The sequence below is a fragment of the Cupriavidus campinensis genome, assembly GCF_905397395.1.
Classification (GTDB): domain Bacteria; phylum Pseudomonadota; class Gammaproteobacteria; order Burkholderiales; family Burkholderiaceae; genus Cupriavidus; species Cupriavidus campinensis.
In genome coordinates this window covers 84057-99940 of sequence record NZ_CAJPVH010000017.1, presented here as the reverse complement: position 1 = coordinate 99940, position 15884 = coordinate 84057, and the positions used below count along the sequence as shown (strand labels likewise).

The 15884-nt window shown below is 69.4% G+C and carries 16 protein-coding genes; 5 read left to right on the top strand and 11 right to left on the bottom strand.

Annotated elements, in window-relative coordinates:
• The coding region (locus KHO18_RS12630) for a phosphorylase family protein (RefSeq protein ID WP_457912087.1) at nucleotides 1–405 on the top strand (405 nt) is incomplete at its 5' end.
• Nucleotides 406–438: 33 nt separating this feature from the next.
• On the opposite strand, the gene KHO18_RS12625 is transcribed toward KHO18_RS12630, so the two are convergent.
• Nucleotides 439–1689, bottom strand: coding sequence for an Hsp70 family protein (locus KHO18_RS12625; RefSeq protein ID WP_144196913.1), 1251 nt, complete (start codon nucleotides 1687–1689; stop codon nucleotides 439–441).
• Between the two features lie 218 nt (nucleotides 1690–1907).
• Between KHO18_RS12625 and KHO18_RS12620 the strand changes: the two genes are divergently transcribed.
• Genes KHO18_RS12620 through KHO18_RS12610 form a run of 3 tightly spaced genes read left to right on the top strand, consistent with a single transcriptional unit; the run spans nucleotide 1908 to nucleotide 5057 of the window.
• Entirely contained in the window at nucleotides 1908–2939 is a 1032-nt protein-coding gene (locus KHO18_RS12620) for a Bug family tripartite tricarboxylate transporter substrate binding protein (protein ID WP_144196912.1), read from the top strand.
• A 22-nt stretch (nucleotides 2940–2961) separates the two neighbouring features.
• Entirely contained in the window at nucleotides 2962–4221 is a 1260-nt protein-coding gene (locus tag KHO18_RS12615; RefSeq protein WP_211943297.1) for a CaiB/BaiF CoA transferase family protein, read from the top strand.
• On the top strand, nucleotides 4218–5057 hold the full coding sequence (locus KHO18_RS12610; RefSeq protein WP_211943296.1) for a citryl-CoA lyase: 840 nt from the start codon (nucleotides 4218–4220) through the stop codon (nucleotides 5055–5057). Before KHO18_RS12615 ends, KHO18_RS12610 begins: the two co-directional genes overlap by 4 nt.
• Before the next feature lie 15 nt (nucleotides 5058–5072).
• Here KHO18_RS12610 and KHO18_RS12605 read toward each other — a convergent pair whose 3' ends face one another.
• Genes KHO18_RS12605 through KHO18_RS12595 form a run of 3 tightly spaced genes read right to left on the bottom strand, consistent with a single transcriptional unit; the run spans nucleotide 5073 to nucleotide 7894 of the window.
• The gene (locus tag KHO18_RS12605) at nucleotides 5073–5882 is read right to left on the bottom strand and encodes a phosphate/phosphite/phosphonate ABC transporter substrate-binding protein (RefSeq protein WP_211943295.1); all 810 of its coding nucleotides are present in this window, start codon (nucleotides 5880–5882) and stop codon (nucleotides 5073–5075) included.
• A 1-nt stretch (nucleotide 5883) separates the two neighbouring features.
• Entirely contained in the window at nucleotides 5884–6888 is a 1005-nt protein-coding gene (locus tag KHO18_RS12600) for an ornithine cyclodeaminase family protein (RefSeq protein WP_144196908.1), read from the bottom strand.
• Nucleotides 6889–6898: 10 nt separating this feature from the next.
• Nucleotides 6899–7894: a Bug family tripartite tricarboxylate transporter substrate binding protein gene (locus KHO18_RS12595; protein WP_244844750.1), complete on the bottom strand. Its 996-nt coding sequence runs from the start codon at nucleotides 7892–7894 to the stop codon at nucleotides 6899–6901.
• Between the two features lie 294 nt (nucleotides 7895–8188).
• Between KHO18_RS12595 and hutC the strand changes: the two genes are divergently transcribed.
• Nucleotides 8189–8911: a histidine utilization repressor gene (gene hutC / locus KHO18_RS12590; RefSeq protein WP_144196907.1), complete on the top strand. Its 723-nt coding sequence runs from the start codon at nucleotides 8189–8191 to the stop codon at nucleotides 8909–8911.
• 6 nt (nucleotides 8912–8917) lie between these two features.
• Here hutC and KHO18_RS12585 read toward each other — a convergent pair whose 3' ends face one another.
• From KHO18_RS12585 to KHO18_RS12555, 7 genes are all read right to left on the bottom strand, one after another.
• Complete coding sequence (locus KHO18_RS12585) at nucleotides 8918–10177, bottom strand: GGDEF domain-containing protein (protein ID WP_144196906.1); 1260 nt, start codon at nucleotides 10175–10177, stop codon at nucleotides 8918–8920.
• A gap of 202 nt (nucleotides 10178–10379) precedes the next feature.
• A complete protein-coding gene (locus KHO18_RS12580) occupies nucleotides 10380–11165 on the bottom strand; it encodes an IclR family transcriptional regulator (protein WP_144196905.1) in 786 nt (261 codons plus the stop codon).
• Between the two features lie 84 nt (nucleotides 11166–11249).
• Nucleotides 11250–12017, bottom strand: a complete 768-nt coding sequence (locus tag KHO18_RS12575; RefSeq protein WP_144196904.1) for a class I SAM-dependent methyltransferase — start codon at nucleotides 12015–12017, stop codon at nucleotides 11250–11252.
• Between the two features lie 64 nt (nucleotides 12018–12081).
• Complete coding sequence (locus tag KHO18_RS12570; protein WP_211943294.1) at nucleotides 12082–12951, bottom strand: ABC transporter permease; 870 nt, start codon at nucleotides 12949–12951, stop codon at nucleotides 12082–12084.
• 69 nt (nucleotides 12952–13020) lie between these two features.
• On the bottom strand, nucleotides 13021–13875 hold the full coding sequence (locus tag KHO18_RS12565; protein ID WP_144196902.1) for an ABC transporter ATP-binding protein: 855 nt from the start codon (nucleotides 13873–13875) through the stop codon (nucleotides 13021–13023).
• A gap of 1 nt (nucleotide 13876) precedes the next feature.
• Nucleotides 13877–14920 (bottom strand): ABC transporter substrate-binding protein, encoded by a 1044-nt coding sequence (locus KHO18_RS12560; RefSeq protein ID WP_186296801.1) that lies wholly within the window; start codon nucleotides 14918–14920, stop codon nucleotides 13877–13879.
• A 40-nt stretch (nucleotides 14921–14960) separates the two neighbouring features.
• Nucleotides 14961–15830: a TauD/TfdA dioxygenase family protein gene (locus tag KHO18_RS12555; RefSeq protein ID WP_144196901.1), complete on the bottom strand. Its 870-nt coding sequence runs from the start codon at nucleotides 15828–15830 to the stop codon at nucleotides 14961–14963.
• Between the last annotated feature and the right edge of the window lie 54 nt (nucleotides 15831–15884).

Sequence of the window (15884 nt, the reverse complement as noted above, 5' to 3'; positions counted from 1 at the left end):
CGCGCGCTGCCGCAGGCGGTGCCCGGCCTGCTGGCCGGCGCCGACACCGCCGTGACCACCGTGGCGGACAAGGCCGCGCTGCATGGCCTGCACGGCGCGCTGGCGGTGGACATGGAATCGCACATCGCCGCCCGTGCCGCCCAGGCGCACGGCCTGCCCTTCACCGCGCTGCGCGTGGTGGTGGACCCGGCCGACCGCCCCGTGCCACCGCTGGCCGTGGCCGGCATGGGCGCCGATGGCAGCACCGATATCGGCGCCATCATCATCGGCCTGCTCAAGGCCCCCCATCACCTGCCGGGCCTGCTGCGCCTGGGCCAGGACGCCGCGGCAGCCCGCCGCGCGCTGCAAGCCGCCCGCCGGGCGCTGGGCGAGGAATTCGGCTTGCCTGCCTCGGCGCTGGCGTAGTACTCGTCCTAACCGGCAAACCGGCAAACCGGCTCACCCAAACTTGCGCGCCGCATCGCGCGCAAGGCCCGAGCCAATCCCGCCGAACAGATCCCCTTCCACGCGCTTGGCGCCCGGCAGCAGTTCCGCCAGGCGCTGGCGCAGCAGTGGCACGCTGCTGGAGCCGCCAGTGAACAGGATCGTATCGACCTGCTCCGCCGTGACGCCGGCCGTATCCAGCATGTGGCGTACCGTGCTCTCGGTCTTGGTCACCAGCTTGGCGATGGCACCATCGAAATCATCGCGCGTAATCAGCAACTGGGTGTCCGGGGCGATGCGGTGCAGGTCTACCCAGGTCTTTTCTTCCTCGGACAGCGCGATCTTGGCCGCCTCCACCTGGATGGCGAGCCAGTGGCCGGCGCGGTCCTTGATCAGGCGGATCAGGCGGTCCAGCTTCTCGGTCTCGGCGGCGTCGCGGTAGTTGTCCATCACCAGCGACCACGCCTTGCGCGTGTAGAGCAGGTTGATGGTGTGCCAGCTCGCCAGATCGAAATACTGGCTCGACGGCATTTCCTTGCCGTTGCGCAGCTGGCTGCCCAGCCCCAGCAGCGGCATGGCGCTGGCCAGGCTCAGTGCGCGGTCGAAGTCGGTCCCGCCGATATGGACACCGCCGTTGGCCAGGATGTCGGCCTTGCGGTCGAGCTTCCTGGCGCGGTCCGGCGACAGCCGCACCAGCGAAAAGTCGGAGGTACCGCCGCCGATGTCGGCCACCATCACCAGTTCCTCGCCCGAGATGCCCGCTTCGTAGTCGAACGCGGCAGCAATCGGCTCGTACTGGAACGCGATGTCCTGGAAGCCCGCCGCGCGGGCAATCTCGCCCAGCGTGTCCTCGGCCAACTGGTCGGCCTTGGGGTCTTCGTCGATAAAGAACACCGGCCGGCCCAGCACCGCCTTGGTGAACGTGGTGCCGGCGGCCTGTTCGGCGCGGCGTTTCAGTTCGCCGATGAAATGGGCCAGCAGCTGGCGGAAGGGCATGGCCTGGCCCATGACCTCGGTGCTGTCGTCCATCATCGACGTGCCGAGCAGGCTCTTGAGCGAGCGCATCAGCCGGCCCTCGTAGCCGGCCAGGTAGTCGCCCAGCGCGGCGCGCCCGTAGCTGACCAGCGGGTCCTCTGCGTGGAAGAAGATCACCGACGGCAGCGTGGTCTTGCCATCTTCCAGCGGCAACAGCACCGGCTGGTGGGGGCGCAGCCAGCCAACCGTGGAGTTGGAGGTGCCGAAGTCGAGACCGCAAGCGTGGGACATTGTTCTGCCTACCTTTGAATTCTGGGCCGCTATTGTAGTGGAGCCGGGCGACCCGGGCAGACGCAATGGCCATGCCCACCCCCTCGTCAATGCCGGCTTGACACCGCCCGCCGCGTCCTCCTATCCTTCGCGTGTTCCTTCTTTAAGATCATTGTTCTATCTTACAGAACATTTCTTAGAGACCATCAGGACATACGAAAACCGCAGGAGACACCCGCATGTTCCGTTCCGCCCCGATCCGTTCCCGCCTTCCTTCCCGCCTTCCTTCCCGCCCTACATTGCCGGCCTGCGCGCTGGTGGCCGCCCTGCTGGCGGCGCCGCTGCTGACCAGCGCCCCCGCCGCACAGGCCGCCGATGCCTGGCCCAGCCAGCCCGTGCGGCTGGTGGTGCCGTTTCCGCCGGCTGGCGGCACGGACGTGCTGTCGCGCCTCGTCTTCAACAAGGTCGGGGCAGCCGCCCACTGGACCGTGGTGGTCGAGAACCGCGCCGGCGCCGGCGGCAATATCGGGCTGGACACGGTGGCCAAGGCCCGCGCGGACGGCTACACGGTGGGCATGGGCCAGACCGCCAACCTCGCCATCAATCCGTCGCTCTATCCCAAGATGCCGTACGACGCCGTGCGCGACTTCACGCCCGTGGTGCTGGTATCCGCCCAGCCGGTGGTGGTGATCGTGCGGCAGGATGCGCCGTTCAAGACGCTGGCCGATCTGGTGGCGGCGGGCAAGGCCAAGCAGCTGTCGATGGCGTCCGCCGGCACCGGCACGGTGGGCCACCTGACCGGCGAAATGTTCCAGCGCCGCGCCGGCATCAAGGCGCTGCACGTGCCGTATAAGGGCGCCTCCCCGGCGCTGACCGACCTGATGGGCGGCCAGACCGACTTCTACTTCGCCACGCCGCCCATCGCCCTGCCGATGCTCAAGGCCGGCAAGCTGCGCGCGCTGGCCGTGACCTCCGCCAAGCGCCTGCCGCTGCTGCCCAACGTGCCCACCGTGGCCGAACAGGGCTACGCCGGCTTCCAGGCCGAGGACTGGAAGGCCCTCGTGGCGCCCGCCGGCACGCCCGCCGAGGTGGTGCAGCGCCTCAACGCCGAGGTGAACAAGGCCCTGAAGGACCCGGACACCGTGGCCAGGCTGCGCGAGGAAGGCAGCGAGCCGCGCGGCGGCAGCCCCGCCGACCTGGCCAGCGTCATCAAGGCCGAGAACACGCGCTGGGGCACCATCGTGCGTGAGTCCGGCGCCAAGGCTGAGTAATCTTTTCAAGGCAGGACCCGTCATGCAACCGCAATCCCAACCGCAGCCGCAGCCGCAGCCGCAGCCGCAACCGCAACCGCAACCCGTCAAGCCGCTCCGCAACATCCGCGTGCTCGACCTCACCAACGTGCTGGCCGGCCCGTTCTGCTGCCATCAGCTGGCGCACATGGGCGCGGAGGTGATCAAGGTGGAGACGCCGGGCACCGGCGACCTCGCGCGCCAGCTTGGCGCCGATGCCGACCTGAACCAGCGGCTGATGGGCGTGTCATTCCTCGCCCAGAACCCGGGCAAGCGCTCGATCACGCTCAACCTCAAGCACGCGCGCGGCAAGGAGGTGTTCCGCAAGCTCGTGGCCAGCGCCGATGTGCTGGTCGAGAACTTCCGGCCCGGCGTGATGAAGCGGCTCGGCCTTGGCCATGAAGACCTGAAGGCTGTGAATCCGCGCCTGATCTACTGCGCGATCTCGGGCTTCGGCCAGGACGGCCCGCTCTCGGACCTGCCCGCCTACGACCAGATCATCCAGGGCATGTCGGGCGTGATGAGCATCACCGGCGACCCCGAAACCGCGCCGTACCGCGTGGGCTATCCGGTCTCCGACACCATCGGCGGCATCACGGCGGCCTTCGCCATCGCGGCGTCGCTGGCGGACACCACGCGCACCGAGGGCTATTTCCTCGATGTGTCGATGCTGGAAGCCACGCTCGCCACGATGGGCTGGGTGGTCTCCAACCACCTGATCGCCGGCAAGGCGCCCTCGCCGATGGGCAACGAGAACATGACGGCCAGCCCGTCCGGCACGTTCCGCACCGGCGACGGCCTGCTCAACATCGCCGCGAACAAGCAGGAGCAGTTCGAAGCCGTGTGCCGCGTGCTGGGCCGCCCCGAGCTGGCCACCGATGCGCGCTTCGCGCAGCGCCAGGCGCGGCTGACCAACCGCCGCGCGCTGACGGAGGCGCTGGAAGCGGAACTCGCCCGCGAGCCCGCCACGGTCTGGTGGCAACGGCTGAACGAGGCCGGCGTGCCGGCCGGGCCGGTGCTTAACGTGCCGGACACCCTCGCCCATCCGCAGGTGCGTGACCGCGGCATGGTCGGCCATTTCCCCGATGTGCCCGGCGTGGGCCGCGACATCCGGCTGGTGCGCACCGGCTTCAAGGTCAACGGGCAGGCGCCCGCCGTGGACACCCCGCCGCCCGAACTGGGCCAGCACACCCGCGACATCCTCGTCGAACTCGGCTACGCCGACGCCGACATCGACACCCTGAAACAGGAGCGCGCGCTATGAGCGACAAGACGACCGACGCCGGCCAGCAGGCCTCGCAGGACTGGTGGCATACCGAAATCATCGACATGAAGCCGGGCGAGATCCGCTATCGCGGCTACCCGATCGAACAGCTGATCGGCAATGTCTCGTTCGCCCAGATGATCTGGCTGATGCTGCGCGGCGAGCTGCCGGGGCCGGGCCAGGGCGAATTGCTCGACGCCGCGCTGATGGCGGCGGTGGACCATGGCCCGCAGGCGCCGAGCATCGCGATTGCGCGCATGGCCGCCACCTGCGGCGTGGGGCTGAACAACGCGATGGCGTCGGCCGTGAACGTGCTGGGCGACGTGCACGGCGGCGCCGGCGAGCAGGCGGTGGAGTTGTATCAGGACGTGGCGCAGCGCGAGGATGCCGGCGCCACGCGTGAAGAAGCCGTAGCGGCGGCGCTGCAAGCCTACCGGGAGCTGCGCGGCAAGTTTGTGTCCGGATTCGGGCACCGCTTCCATCCGCTCGACCCGCGTGCGCCGCGCCTGCTGGCGCTGGTGGATCAGGCGGCGGCTGCCGGCGTGGTCTCCGGCCGCTACGCGGGCATCGCCCGCGCGGTGGAGCAGGCGCTCGGCGCGGGCCGGGAGAAGCCGATTCCGATGAATATCGACGGCGCCACGGCAGTGATCTACGCCGAACTGGGCTTCCCGGCCCCGCTCGCGCGCGGCCTGTTCTGCCTGTCGCGCTCGGTCGGCATCCTCTCCCACGCCTGGGAACAAACCCAGCAAGGCGGCCGCAACAAGGGCCCCATCCCCCGCCAGTTCATCTGGACGTACGACGGCGTGCCGCAGCGGGATGTGCCGGGCGCGCAATAACGCCAGGAAGCCGCCTCAGCGGATCTCCGGATAGTGCGTCTCCCCTGCCGCCGCCAGCGGCAGGCTGTCGTACGCCGGCACGTCTGGCACGACGAAGCGCTGCACCACCACCGCCTCAAGCAGGGCCACGTAGCGGGCGTCCTCGTGCAGGCTGCACAGCTTGTCCACGAGCCGCTCCCGGTCCGGCGCCGGCAGGGTCTCGGCGGCCACCAGTAGCGGGATCGGCGTCCACGGCGTGACGGCGATGGTGTCCACCCCGGCCAGCCACGCCGGCTCATGCTTTCGTACGAGTTCGAGGAAATAGCTGTCGAGGGCGGTCACGTCGATCTGCCGACCCTGCAGCGCCTCCAGCACACGCGGCGGCGTGTCCAGCGGGCCGACCGAGGCCGCGTACAGCGCCCGGCCCGCCTCCCCCGCATGCTGGGCCAGCAGCAGCCGCGCCGCCTGATAGCCCGACTGAGAATGCGGCACCATCCAGCCAAAGCGCTGCCCGAAGGTATCGGGCAGGCTGCGCCAGCCGCATTCGCGCCGCACCAGCAGTTCGCTCCGATAGCGCGGCAGCCCGTCGTACTCCGGCACCGCCGGCACCGGCGCCGCCAGCGGCACCACGGGCGCCACGTGCTCGGCGAACGGCAGCCCGCACATGAAGCCGCACACGAGGTCGCGCCGCTGCCACAGCGCCTTCAGGGAGGCCGGCCAGGCGTGCGGAATCACGCGCACCGGCCAGTCGAGATCCGCAAAGACCTGCGCGAACAGCCGCTGCCATGCCTCGGCCACTGCCGGCGTGGCGTTGTACATGCGCGTCGAGGCAACGCCGTGCGCCATCTCAGGCAAACCGCAGCGTCTGGCCGAGCCCCAGCGCCCGCGCCTTGGTCAGCATGGCGTGGCCGAGGGCGATGTCCGTGGTGGACAGCCCGCGGTGCCAGAACAGGATGGTCTCGTCGTCACGCTCGCGGCCCGGCTTCAGCCCGGCCACGATCTGGCCCAGCTCGGCGTGGAGGTTTTCCTCGTTCAGCCGCCCGCTGTCCACGTGCTGGCGCAGCGCGCCGAACGGCAGCCCCTTGCGGCACTGGCCCCAGTCGTCCACCACCATCTTGCTCATGATGTCGGTCAGGGACAGTTCCACCGCGCTCATCGTGCCGTACGGAATCACCAGCGCGCCGGGCTTGATCCATTCGGTCAGCAGCATCGGCGTGGGCGCCGGCAGGCGGGAGGCTTCCACGATGATGTCCGCCCCGCGCACGCAGGACTCCCAGTCGTCGGTCACGATCACCGGCTTGCCGAGGTCGCGCGTCAGCCGCGTGGCAAAGGCGTCGCGGCTCTCGGGCCGGCGCGAATGCACGCGGATTTCGTCGAAATCGAAGATCGAATCGAGCAACCGCACGTTCCAGTACGAAGTCCCGCGCGCGCCCACATGGCCGAGGATCTTGCTGCCCTTGCGCGCCAGATGCCGGGCGCCGAGCGCCGTCACGGCGCCGGTGCGCATGTCGGTGATGGCCGTGGCGTCGATCACGGCCAGCGGCACGCCGTTGTCCGGGTCGAACAGGTTCAGCAGCGCCATTTCCGAGGGCAGGCCCTGCTTGTAGTTATCGACATAGTCCGAAACCACCTTCACCCCGGCCACGTGCAGCGGCTTGATAAAGCCGCGCAGCACGTTGAAATGGCCCTTGTCCGACGACTCCGGCACCAGGTGCACGCGCGGCTCGATCACGGTCTCGCGGCGGCCCTGCGCGGCCAGCGCGCCTTCCACCGCCGCCAGGATCTCGGCATCGGTCAGCGCCAGTGCGGCCACGTCCGGCCCGTTCAGGTAGGTCAGGTACAGCTCTTTCACGGTGGTCTCCTTACTGCATCGGGGGAATGTTGGCGCGGTGCACGATGGCGCGCCACTTGAGCGTCTCGGCGGCGATGGTGCCGCCGAACGCCTGCGCGCTGTTGCCCACCGGCTCCAGGCCCAGCGCGTCGAGTTTTTCGCGCACGTCGGGCTGGCGCAGCACGGTGGCCACGCCGGCCTGCCATTTCTGGACGATGGCGTCCGGCGTGCCCTTGGGCGCCACCAGCCCGTACCAGGAGGTCACGTCGAAGCCCGGATAGCCCGATTCCGCCACGGTTGGCACGTTCGGCAGCTGTGGCAGGCGGCGCGGGCTGGCCACGGCCAGCGGCACCAGCTTGCCGGTGCGGATGTGCTGCAACACCGTGGAAATGCCCCCGAACATCATCTGCACCTGCCCGCCCAGCACGTCGTTGAGCGCGGGCGCCATGCCGTTGTAGGGCACGTGAACCGTCTTGATGCCGGCCTCCAGGTTCAGCAGCTCGCCCGCCAGATGCGCGCCGCTGCCGTTGCCCGGCGAGGAGAAATTGAGTTCGCCCGGATGGGCCCTGGCGTAGCTGACCAGCTCCTTCAGCGAGCGGGCCTGGACGGCCGGATTCACCACCAGCACGTTTGGCGACGCCGCGAGCATGGTCACCGGCACGAAGTCGCGCGTCTCATAGCCGAGTTTCGGGAACAGGATGGGATTCACGGTCAGGTTGCCGGCTGGGGCCAGCCCCAGCGTGTAGCCGTCCGGCGCGGCGCGGGCCACGGCCTCCATGCCGATATTGCCGGCAGCGCCGGGCTTGTTGTCCACCACGATGGATTTGCCCCATTGCTCGCCCAGCTTCTGGCCGATGAGGCGCGGCAGCGCGTCCGCCACGCCGCCGGCGGCGAATGGCACGATGATCCGCACCGGCTTGGCGGGATAGGTCGAATGGGTGTCTGGCTGTGCGCTGGCGGCCGTGGCCCATGACAGCGCTACCGGCAGCAGCCATGCCGCTGCCAGCCTGAAAAGATGACGATTCACTGCGGGCTCCCCGTGCTTTGCGATCTCGATACCGTCGCCGTGACAGCGCTTCCGGCTTGTCTTCGGCAGCAGCTTGTATAGACTGATCTTATCGATCCTGTCTGATACTGTATAGACAACTTTTTGCAGATCGAAAAGCGGTTTCCGCATAAGCGGCGCAATCCCCGCGTTGCGCCCCGCTGTGGCACACCGTTGGTGCGATGCGGCACAATGCGCGGGCATCGCCAGGGGTGGCCGGCGCCGCATTTCACCGAAGCGGACCGCGCGCACCATTACAGAGAGCCAGGAGCCTGCATGTCATCGACCCCCTCGTCGGCCACGCCGACGCCCGCCTTCCAGCGCATCAAGGACTATGTGCAGGGGGAAATCGAGGCCGGCACCTGGGGCGAGGGGGACGCCATCCCGCCCGAACTGCGGCTCGCCGCCCAGTTCGGCGTCTCGCGCATGACCGTGAACCGCGCGCTCAACGAGCTGGAGGCGGAGCAGGTGCTGGTGCGGCGCAAGGGCGCCGGCACCTTCGTGGCGCCGCAGCGCTACCAGGCCACCGTGGTAGAGATCCGCAGCATTGCCGAGGAGATCCGCGCGCGCGGCCACCGCCACCGCAGTGCGCTGTTCCGGCTGGAGCGCCAGCGCGCCACGCGGATGCTGGCCACGCAGTTCGGCGTGGCCGAGCGCAGCATGCTGTTCCATTCGGTGATCCTGCACTACGAGAACGACGCGCCGATCCAGGTGGAAGACCGCTGGGTCAATCCGGCGCTGGCGCCCGGCTATATGGAAATCGACTTTGGCGCGGTCACGCCCAACGAGCACCTGATGCGGGTGGCGCCGCTACAGCGCGCCGAGTACCAGATCGAGGCGCAGCTACCCACGGCCGAGGTGGCGGAGATGCTGGCCATTGGCGAGGCAGAACCGGCGCTGGTGCTGCGCCGGCGCACGTTCTCGCGTGACGCGGTGGCTTCGCTGGTGGTGCTGTGGCACCCGGGCAAGCGGTATCGCTTCGGGGGGGCGCTGGGGTAGGCCGGCCTAGGCGGCGGTGGCGCAGTCCATCGGGGCTGGCGCGCCGTCCTGCGCTTCGTCCTGCGCGTCGTCCCGCGCTTCCGGTTTCTCGTCGATCACCATGCTCGACCCCAGCACGAACTGGTCGCGGCCCCGCTGCTTGGCCATGTAGAGCGCGCGGTCGGCTTCGGAAAACAGGTTGCGCCACAGCGACTCGCGGCTCGTGGCGCCGCCATGCAGCTGCGCCACGCCGATGCTGACGCTGGCGTGCCCGCCCCGCCCCGGCAACTCGATCGCGCGCACCTTGCGCAGGATGCGGTTGGCCAGCGCCGTGGCCTGGTGTTCGTCCGTGTGCGGGCAGAGGATGCAGAACTCCTCGCCACCGTAGCGTGCGGCGATGTCCGAGGCGCGGCGCGAGTTGTCCAGCGCGGCGGCAATCTCGCGCAGCACGTTGTCGCCGGCGTGGTGGCCGTGGGTGTCGTTGACCTGCTTGAAGTGGTCCACGTCGATGACGAGGCAGGACAGCGCCTCGCGCTCGCGCTGCCAGCGCGCCACCAGTCCCATGGCGGTCATGTCCAGCGCGCCACGGTTCAGCAGGCCGGTCAGTGCATCGACCCGCGCCCCGCTCTCGTTGCGGGCGATGATCTGCTCCATCGCCATCAGGCTGAAGCCGAACAGGCCCAGCAGCACCGCCACCAGCGGCGCGAGCGGCCAGACCGACGAGGCGGTCTGGGCGAAGAACGGCACCATCGCCTGGCTATGGAACGAGCCCGCCTGCCCCAGCGCCGCCACCTGGGAGCCCAGCAGCACCAGATGGGAGGCCAGCACCAGCGGCCCGCCGATGCTGGTACGGCCGCGCGCGCTGCGCAGCAGGGTGATGAGGGTGGTGAACGAGGTCATGGCCAGCACGCCGTAGCCGATGGCGTGGATCAGCATCGGGCCGTCCGCCAGCCCGCTCATCAGCACCATCAGGACCATCACCACGGCGCCGGTGGCGCGCAGCAGGTTGGCGCGATCGGGCAGGCCGTAATAGACCCGCACGCCGCGATAGATGGCCAGCCGGCCGACAATATAGGCCCCCGCGCCAAGCGCGCCGAGATGGAGCGACCCGGCGCCCACGCTGGCCGCCACGACCAGCCCGGCGCCGGAGGCGATGACATGGCCGCTCGCCCAGAGCCGCCCGGCCTCGTTGGCGCGCAGCGCAAGCACCAGCCCCGCCGCCATCACCAGCGTGCTGGAGAACACCACCATCATGACGACCAGAATGGTCTGCTGGGCCAGGTGCACGGATTCAACATCCTCTAAAGCTACCGGGGGCGGCTGCCGTTATTGCGGTTTACCCTGATCCTGGCCGCAGGATGCCCGCTGATAACGGGAATTGCGACCGGAGAGGCGCATCATAGCCCGTGCATGGCTTGCGGCGGCACCCCCGTTAAGCCGGGTTAGCGCGCACGCAACGTTTTGAAATTACTACGGAAATCCGTGCGGATCAGTCTTCGTCAGATAGGTCGTTCTGCCCTGCGGGAACCACCGGGGTGGCAGGCGCCGGCTGGACTTCCGGGAAGGTGCCGCCGAGCGCCGCCGTAAGCTGGCGCGCAGCGGCGAGCACCTGGTCGCGGAAGGCTTCGGAGAAGCGCGGGGTCGGGCAGGTCAGCGTCAGCGCGCCCTTCAGTTCGCCGGCCGGGCCAAACACCGGCGCGGAGACCCCGGCGATGTCCGGGCTGCGGTCGCCCACCATCGCAATCACCCCTTCCTCGCGGATGCGCTGGTAGATCTCGCCCCGTGCGCCCGAGAACGCCCGCAGCACGCGGCCACCGGCGCCACGGTTGCGCGGCAGGAGATCGCCGGCGCGGATGTGGTCGCGCACGGGCTGGGGGGAATCCACGCGATAGAGGCACAGGCGGTGCTCGCCCTGCTCCACGTGGAAGGCGGCGGACTCCCGCGTGTCGCGCACCAGCTCGCGCAGCGCGGGCATCACCACCTGCTCCAGCGAGAAAGACGCCGCGTAGACCGCGTTGAGCCGGGCGACTTCCGGGCCGAGCCCATAGCGGCCATCGGCCTGCCGCTGCACCAGCCGGGCATGCTCCAGCGAGGCCAGCAGCCGCAGCAGCGTGCTCTTATATAGACCGCTGCGGTGCGCCAGTTCGGCCAGGCCCAGCGCGGTGTCCCCTTCCCGGAACACCGAGAGCACGAACAGCGCCCGGTCCACGGCCACGGCGCCGCCTGCGGCACCATGCTTGTCGGCTTCGGAGAGTTGGGCGGCTTTACGTGGCATGGCGGGACGGCGGGCGGCCGGTTGGAATGGGCGTCCACCGTATAGAACGGCCCGTGGCTTGTCAATCCGCCCGAGCCGGGCCTCTCAGCCCCGTTCGCAGCAATAGGCGGCCGTGGTGTAGGGGAACGCCACCACCGCCTGGCCACGCAGCGCCGGGGCGGTGGCGATGACCTCGTGCAGCTGGGCGCGCACCGCGTCCTGCTGCGCCGGGGGCAGCGAGGCGATGAAGCTGACCGACATCACGCGGTCCACGATGACCTGCTCGGGCGCGCCGGTGTGGGTGTAGGGGAATTCCGTCAGGCGCAGCGGCCCGAAGCCCTCGGCGGGAAAGACCCGCTTCCAGTCGCCCCGGTAGTAGCGCGGTGCATCGGCTTCGAACGGGGTCATGATGGCCGTGAGCCGGGCCACCCAGTCGACCGATTCATCGCGCACGTTCCACACCAGCCCGAGCTTGCCGCCGGGACGCAGCACGCGGCGGATCTCGGCCATGGCGGCGGGGTTGGCGAACCAGTGGAAAGCCTGCGCGCAGACCACAGCGTCCACGCTGGCGTCGGGCAGCGGGATGGCTTCGGCGGTGCCGGCCAGCACGGTGGCGTCTGGCAGCTTGGCGGCCAGCTGGGCGCGCATCTCGGCCACCGGCTCCACGGCCACCACGCTGGCGCCGGTGGCGGCCAACAGGCGGGTGAACTTGCCGGTGCCGGCGCCGAGGTCGACCACCGACCTGCCCGGGGCGAGCCCCAGGGTGTCGCGCAGCCAGTGCGTCAGTTCGGCGGGATATTCGGGACGCCCACGGGCGTAGGTATCGGCCTGGGCGGAAAAGCCCTGGGCGGCGGCATTGTGGATGGCGGTCATGGGGGCTCCGGACGAGACCACGTACCTTACTCCGCCCCTGCCCACCGGGCAACCCGCCCCTTCCTCAGTGCTGCATGCCCCAGCGCCGCACCGTCACGCGTTCCAGCGTGGTGAAGACCAGCCCCTCCACCGCCAGCCCGATCAGGATCACCGTGGCGAGGCCCGCGAACACGCGGTCCGTGTACAGCTCGTTGCGGTTCTGGAAGATGTACCAGCCCAGCCCGCCCTTGCCCGACGACGCGCCGAACACCAGTTCCGCCGCAATCAGCGTGCGCCAGGCAAAGGCCCAGCCGATCTTGAGCCCGGACAGCACGGCCGGCAGCGCCGCCGGCAGCAGGATCAGCACCACGTAGCGCAGGCCGCGCAGCCCGTAGTTACGCCCGGCCATGCGCAGCGTCTCGGGCACGCCGCGAAAGCCCGCGTAGGTGTTCAGCGCCAGCGGCCACAGCACCGAGTGGATCAGCACGAAGATCAGGCTCTTGCTGCCCAGGCCGAACCAGAGCAGCGCCAGCGGCAGCAGCGCGATGGCCGGCAGCGGGTTGAACATGGCGGTCAGCGTGTCCAGCAGGTCCCGCCCGAGCCGGGTGGAAACGGCCAGCGTGGTCAGCATGAAGGCCAGCGCAATGCCCGCCGCGTAGCCCTGCACCAGCACCGACAGCGACACCGCCGCCTTGCCCGGCAACTCGCCATTGGCGATGCCTTCGGCAAACGCCCGTGCCGTGGCCAGGAAGGTAGGCAGCAGCAGGTCGTTGTCCTGGATGCGGGCGAGGATTTCCCAGAGCACCGCCAGCGCCAGCAGGATCACCGCCTTGCGCACCCAGCCCTGCTGCCAGAGGCGGCGATGAAAGGGCAGCGGCCGCGACAGCGGCACGGCGGTGAACGGCTCGAGCGCCAGTTCGTATTCAGGGCGGATGGGGGTGTCGAGGGTGGTCATGATCGGTCGAAAAAGTTCGCTGGGCCTGGTTCGCTGGGCCTGGTTCGCTGGGCCTGGTTCGCTGGGACCCTACGCGTGCGCCCTGCCCCGCGCGCTGGCGGTCTCCGCTGGCTGATCGAACAGCATCTGGTGGATGCGCTGCGCGGCGGCCTGGAAATCGGCGCTGCCCTGGCTGGCCAGGCTGAACTGGTGGCTGTTGAGTTCAGCACGTACGCGCCCCGGGTGCGGGGACAGCAGCAGGATGCGGTTGCCGACCACCAGCGCTTCCTCGATCGAATGGGTCACGAACAGCAGCGTGAAGGCGGCGTCGTGCCACAGTTCGAGCAGTTCCTCCTGCATGCGGCGCCGGGTCAGCGCGTCCAGCGCGGCGAAGGGCTCGTCCATCAGCAGCACCTTGGGCCGCATCGCCAGCGCGCGGGCAATCGCCACGCGCTGTTTCATGCCGCCGGAGAGCGTGTGCGGATAGGCATCGGCAAACTGCGCCAGCCCCACCTTGTTCAGGAAGTGCAGCGCCACCTCGGCAGCCTCGGCGGCGCCCATGCCGCGCGAGCGCCGCAGCGGGAACATCACGTTCTGCTTCACCGTCTGCCACGGCGGCAGCTGGTCGAATTCCTGGAACACGACGATGCGGTCCGGCCCCGGCGCCGCCACGCGCCGCCCTTCCAGGCGGATCTCGCCCTCGGCCGGCGGCACGAAGCCGGCCACGGCCTTGAGCAGCGTGGACTTGCCGCAGCCGGACGGGCCCAGCAGCACGAAGCGGTCGCCGCCGTGCACGTTGAAGCTCACGCGGTGCGTGGCGCGCACCACGCGCGCGTCGGTGCGGTATTCGAGCGAGACGCCGTCCACCTGCAACAGCGGCGAGGACAGCGAGGGCCGGCCCGGAATCACGCGCAGATGCGCGCCAGCGTGCAGCGGTTCAGACATTTCAGCTCCCCTGGGCCGTGGCCGGGTCCTGGAAGAAGTAGTCCTGCCAGGACTTCGGCTGGTTCTTGATCGCCCCCACGCGGTGCATGAACTCGGCCAGCGCGAAGGTGTTCTGCGGCGTGATCTTGAACTGCACCTGCGGGTTGCGCAGGATCCTGACCAGCAGCGCGCGGTCGATCCTGGCCTTGTTCACGCGGATATAGAGGTCGGCGGCGGCCTCCGGGTTGGCGGTGGCGAACTGCGCAGCCTCGGCCAGCGCATCGACAAAGGCGCGGTAGGTCTTGGGGTTCTCGTTGCGGAACTTCTCGGTGGCGTAGAGCACGGTGGCGGAACTCGGCCCGCCCAGCACGTCGTACGAGCTGAGCACGATGCGCGCGTTGGGGTTGCCGGCCAGCTCCTGCTCCTGGAACGGCGGGTTGCCGAAGTGGCCGGTGATCTCGGTGCCGCCGGCGATGATGGCCGCCGCCGCGTCCGGGTGGGGCACGGCCACGGTCCATTTGTCGAGCCGGTTGAACTCCTTGTCGCCCCACTGCCTGGCGGCCGCCAGTTGCAGCACGCGCGACTGCACTGACACCGTGACAGCCGGCAGCGCGATGCGGTCCTTGTCGGAGAAATCGGCAATCGACTTCACCTTGGGATTGTTGCTGACGAGGTAGTACGGGAAGTTGCCGAGCGAGGCCACGCCGCGCACGTTCTGCCGGCCATGCGTGCGGTCCCACAGCGTCAGCAGCGGGCCCACGCCGGCGCCGGCGATGTCGATGGCGCCCGAGAGCAGCGCGTCGTTGACAGCGGCGCCGCCCGAGAGCTGGGTCCATTCCACCTTGACGTCCACGCCCTGCTGCTTGCCGTGCTTCTCGATCAGTTGCTGGTCACGCGCCACGTTCAGCAGCAGGTAGACCACGCCGAACTGCTCGGCAATGCGCAGGCGGCCCTCGGCGTGCGCCACGCCGGTCAGGGCGAGGCTGGCGCACTGCCCAATCAGCACGGTCAGCATGGCGGCGGCGGCGCGGCGTTTCAGGGTGGTCGAAAGGAATGACAGGGACATGCAGGGGCTCCGGATGGATGTGGTTGGCTCGGTTTCGTGCTCAGAACGGCGTATCGCCTTCGATGGTGGTGCGGTACATCACGCGGCGCAGGTGGTCGGGCGTACCGGCGGCCAGATGCAGCAGCGAGCGGTTGTCCCAGAACACGAGGTCGTTCGGCTGCCACGGGTGGCGGTAGACGTGCGCGGGCTTCACGCTATGGGCGAACAGCTCGTCCAGCAGCGCGCGGCTTTCGTCCTCCGGCAGGCCGGCGATGCGCGTGGTGAAGTGCTCGCTGACGAACAGCGCCTTGCGGCCCGTCTCCGGATGCGTGCGCACCACGGGCTGGAGCACCGGCTTCACCTGGGCGATCTGCTCGGGCGACAGGTTGGGCCGCCAAGGGCTGCGCGCCTGCAGCTCGGCGTAGCGCGCCAGGTAGGTGTGCTCGGCCTGCAGGCCCTCCACCCGGCGTTGCAGGTCGGCGGGCAGCGCGTCCCAGGCGGTGTGCATATTGGCGAACAGCGTGTCGCCGCCCTCCTCGGGCAGCTCCCGCGCGTGCAGCAGCGAGCCGAGGCTGGGCTTCTCCTTATAAGAGAGGTCGGAGTGCCAGAAGTGGCCGGCATCGCCCAGCCCGATCGGCTTGCCGTCTTCCACCACGTTCGAGACGATCAGGATCTCGGGATGGCCGGGCAGCTGGAACTGGTGCAGCACGTGGATCTGCAGCGGGCCAAAGCGGCGGCTGAAGTCGATTTGCTGCGCGGGCGTGATGCGCTGGTCGCGGAAGACCACCACGTGGTGGTCCAGATGGGCGCGATGGAGGCGCTGGAAGTCCGCCGCGGACAGCGGCTGGTTCAGATCGAGCCCGATCACTTCCGCACCAAGCGCGGCGTCGAACGGGCGGATCTCGAAATCCTGGAGGGTGGCAGTCGTCATGGCAATGCGCTTCTGGGCGTCTGGGGGGACCGGGGGAACCGTGTACAAGCGATG

Bases quoted from the DNA above. Each gene is read 5' to 3' on its own strand.
- KHO18_RS12555 (WP_144196901.1), bottom strand. From the start codon at position 15,830: ATGACGACTGCCACCCTCCAGGATTTCGAGATCCGCCCGTTCGACGCC.
- KHO18_RS12610 (WP_211943296.1), top strand. From the start codon at position 4,218: ATGAGCGACAAGACGACCGACGCCGGCCAGCAGGCCTCGCAGGACTGG.
- KHO18_RS12580 (WP_144196905.1), bottom strand. From the start codon at position 11,165: ATGCCACGTAAAGCCGCCCAACTCTCCGAAGCCGACAAGCATGGTGCC.
- KHO18_RS12565 (WP_144196902.1), bottom strand. From the start codon at position 13,875: ATGTCTGAACCGCTGCACGCTGGCGCGCATCTGCGCGTGATTCCGGGC.
- KHO18_RS12620 (WP_144196912.1), top strand. From the start codon at position 1,908: ATGTTCCGTTCCGCCCCGATCCGTTCCCGCCTTCCTTCCCGCCTTCCT.
- KHO18_RS12615 (WP_211943297.1), top strand. From the start codon at position 2,962: ATGCAACCGCAATCCCAACCGCAGCCGCAGCCGCAGCCGCAGCCGCAA.
- KHO18_RS12605 (WP_211943295.1), bottom strand. From the start codon at position 5,882: ATGGCGCACGGCGTTGCCTCGACGCGCATGTACAACGCCACGCCGGCA.
- KHO18_RS12560 (WP_186296801.1), bottom strand. From the start codon at position 14,920: ATGTCCCTGTCATTCCTTTCGACCACCCTGAAACGCCGCGCCGCCGCC.
- KHO18_RS12575 (WP_144196904.1), bottom strand. From the start codon at position 12,017: ATGACCGCCATCCACAATGCCGCCGCCCAGGGCTTTTCCGCCCAGGCC.
- hutC (WP_144196907.1), top strand. From the start codon at position 8,189: ATGTCATCGACCCCCTCGTCGGCCACGCCGACGCCCGCCTTCCAGCGC.
- KHO18_RS12625 (WP_144196913.1), bottom strand. From the start codon at position 1,689: ATGTCCCACGCTTGCGGTCTCGACTTCGGCACCTCCAACTCCACGGTT.
- KHO18_RS12570 (WP_211943294.1), bottom strand. From the start codon at position 12,951: ATGACCACCCTCGACACCCCCATCCGCCCTGAATACGAACTGGCGCTC.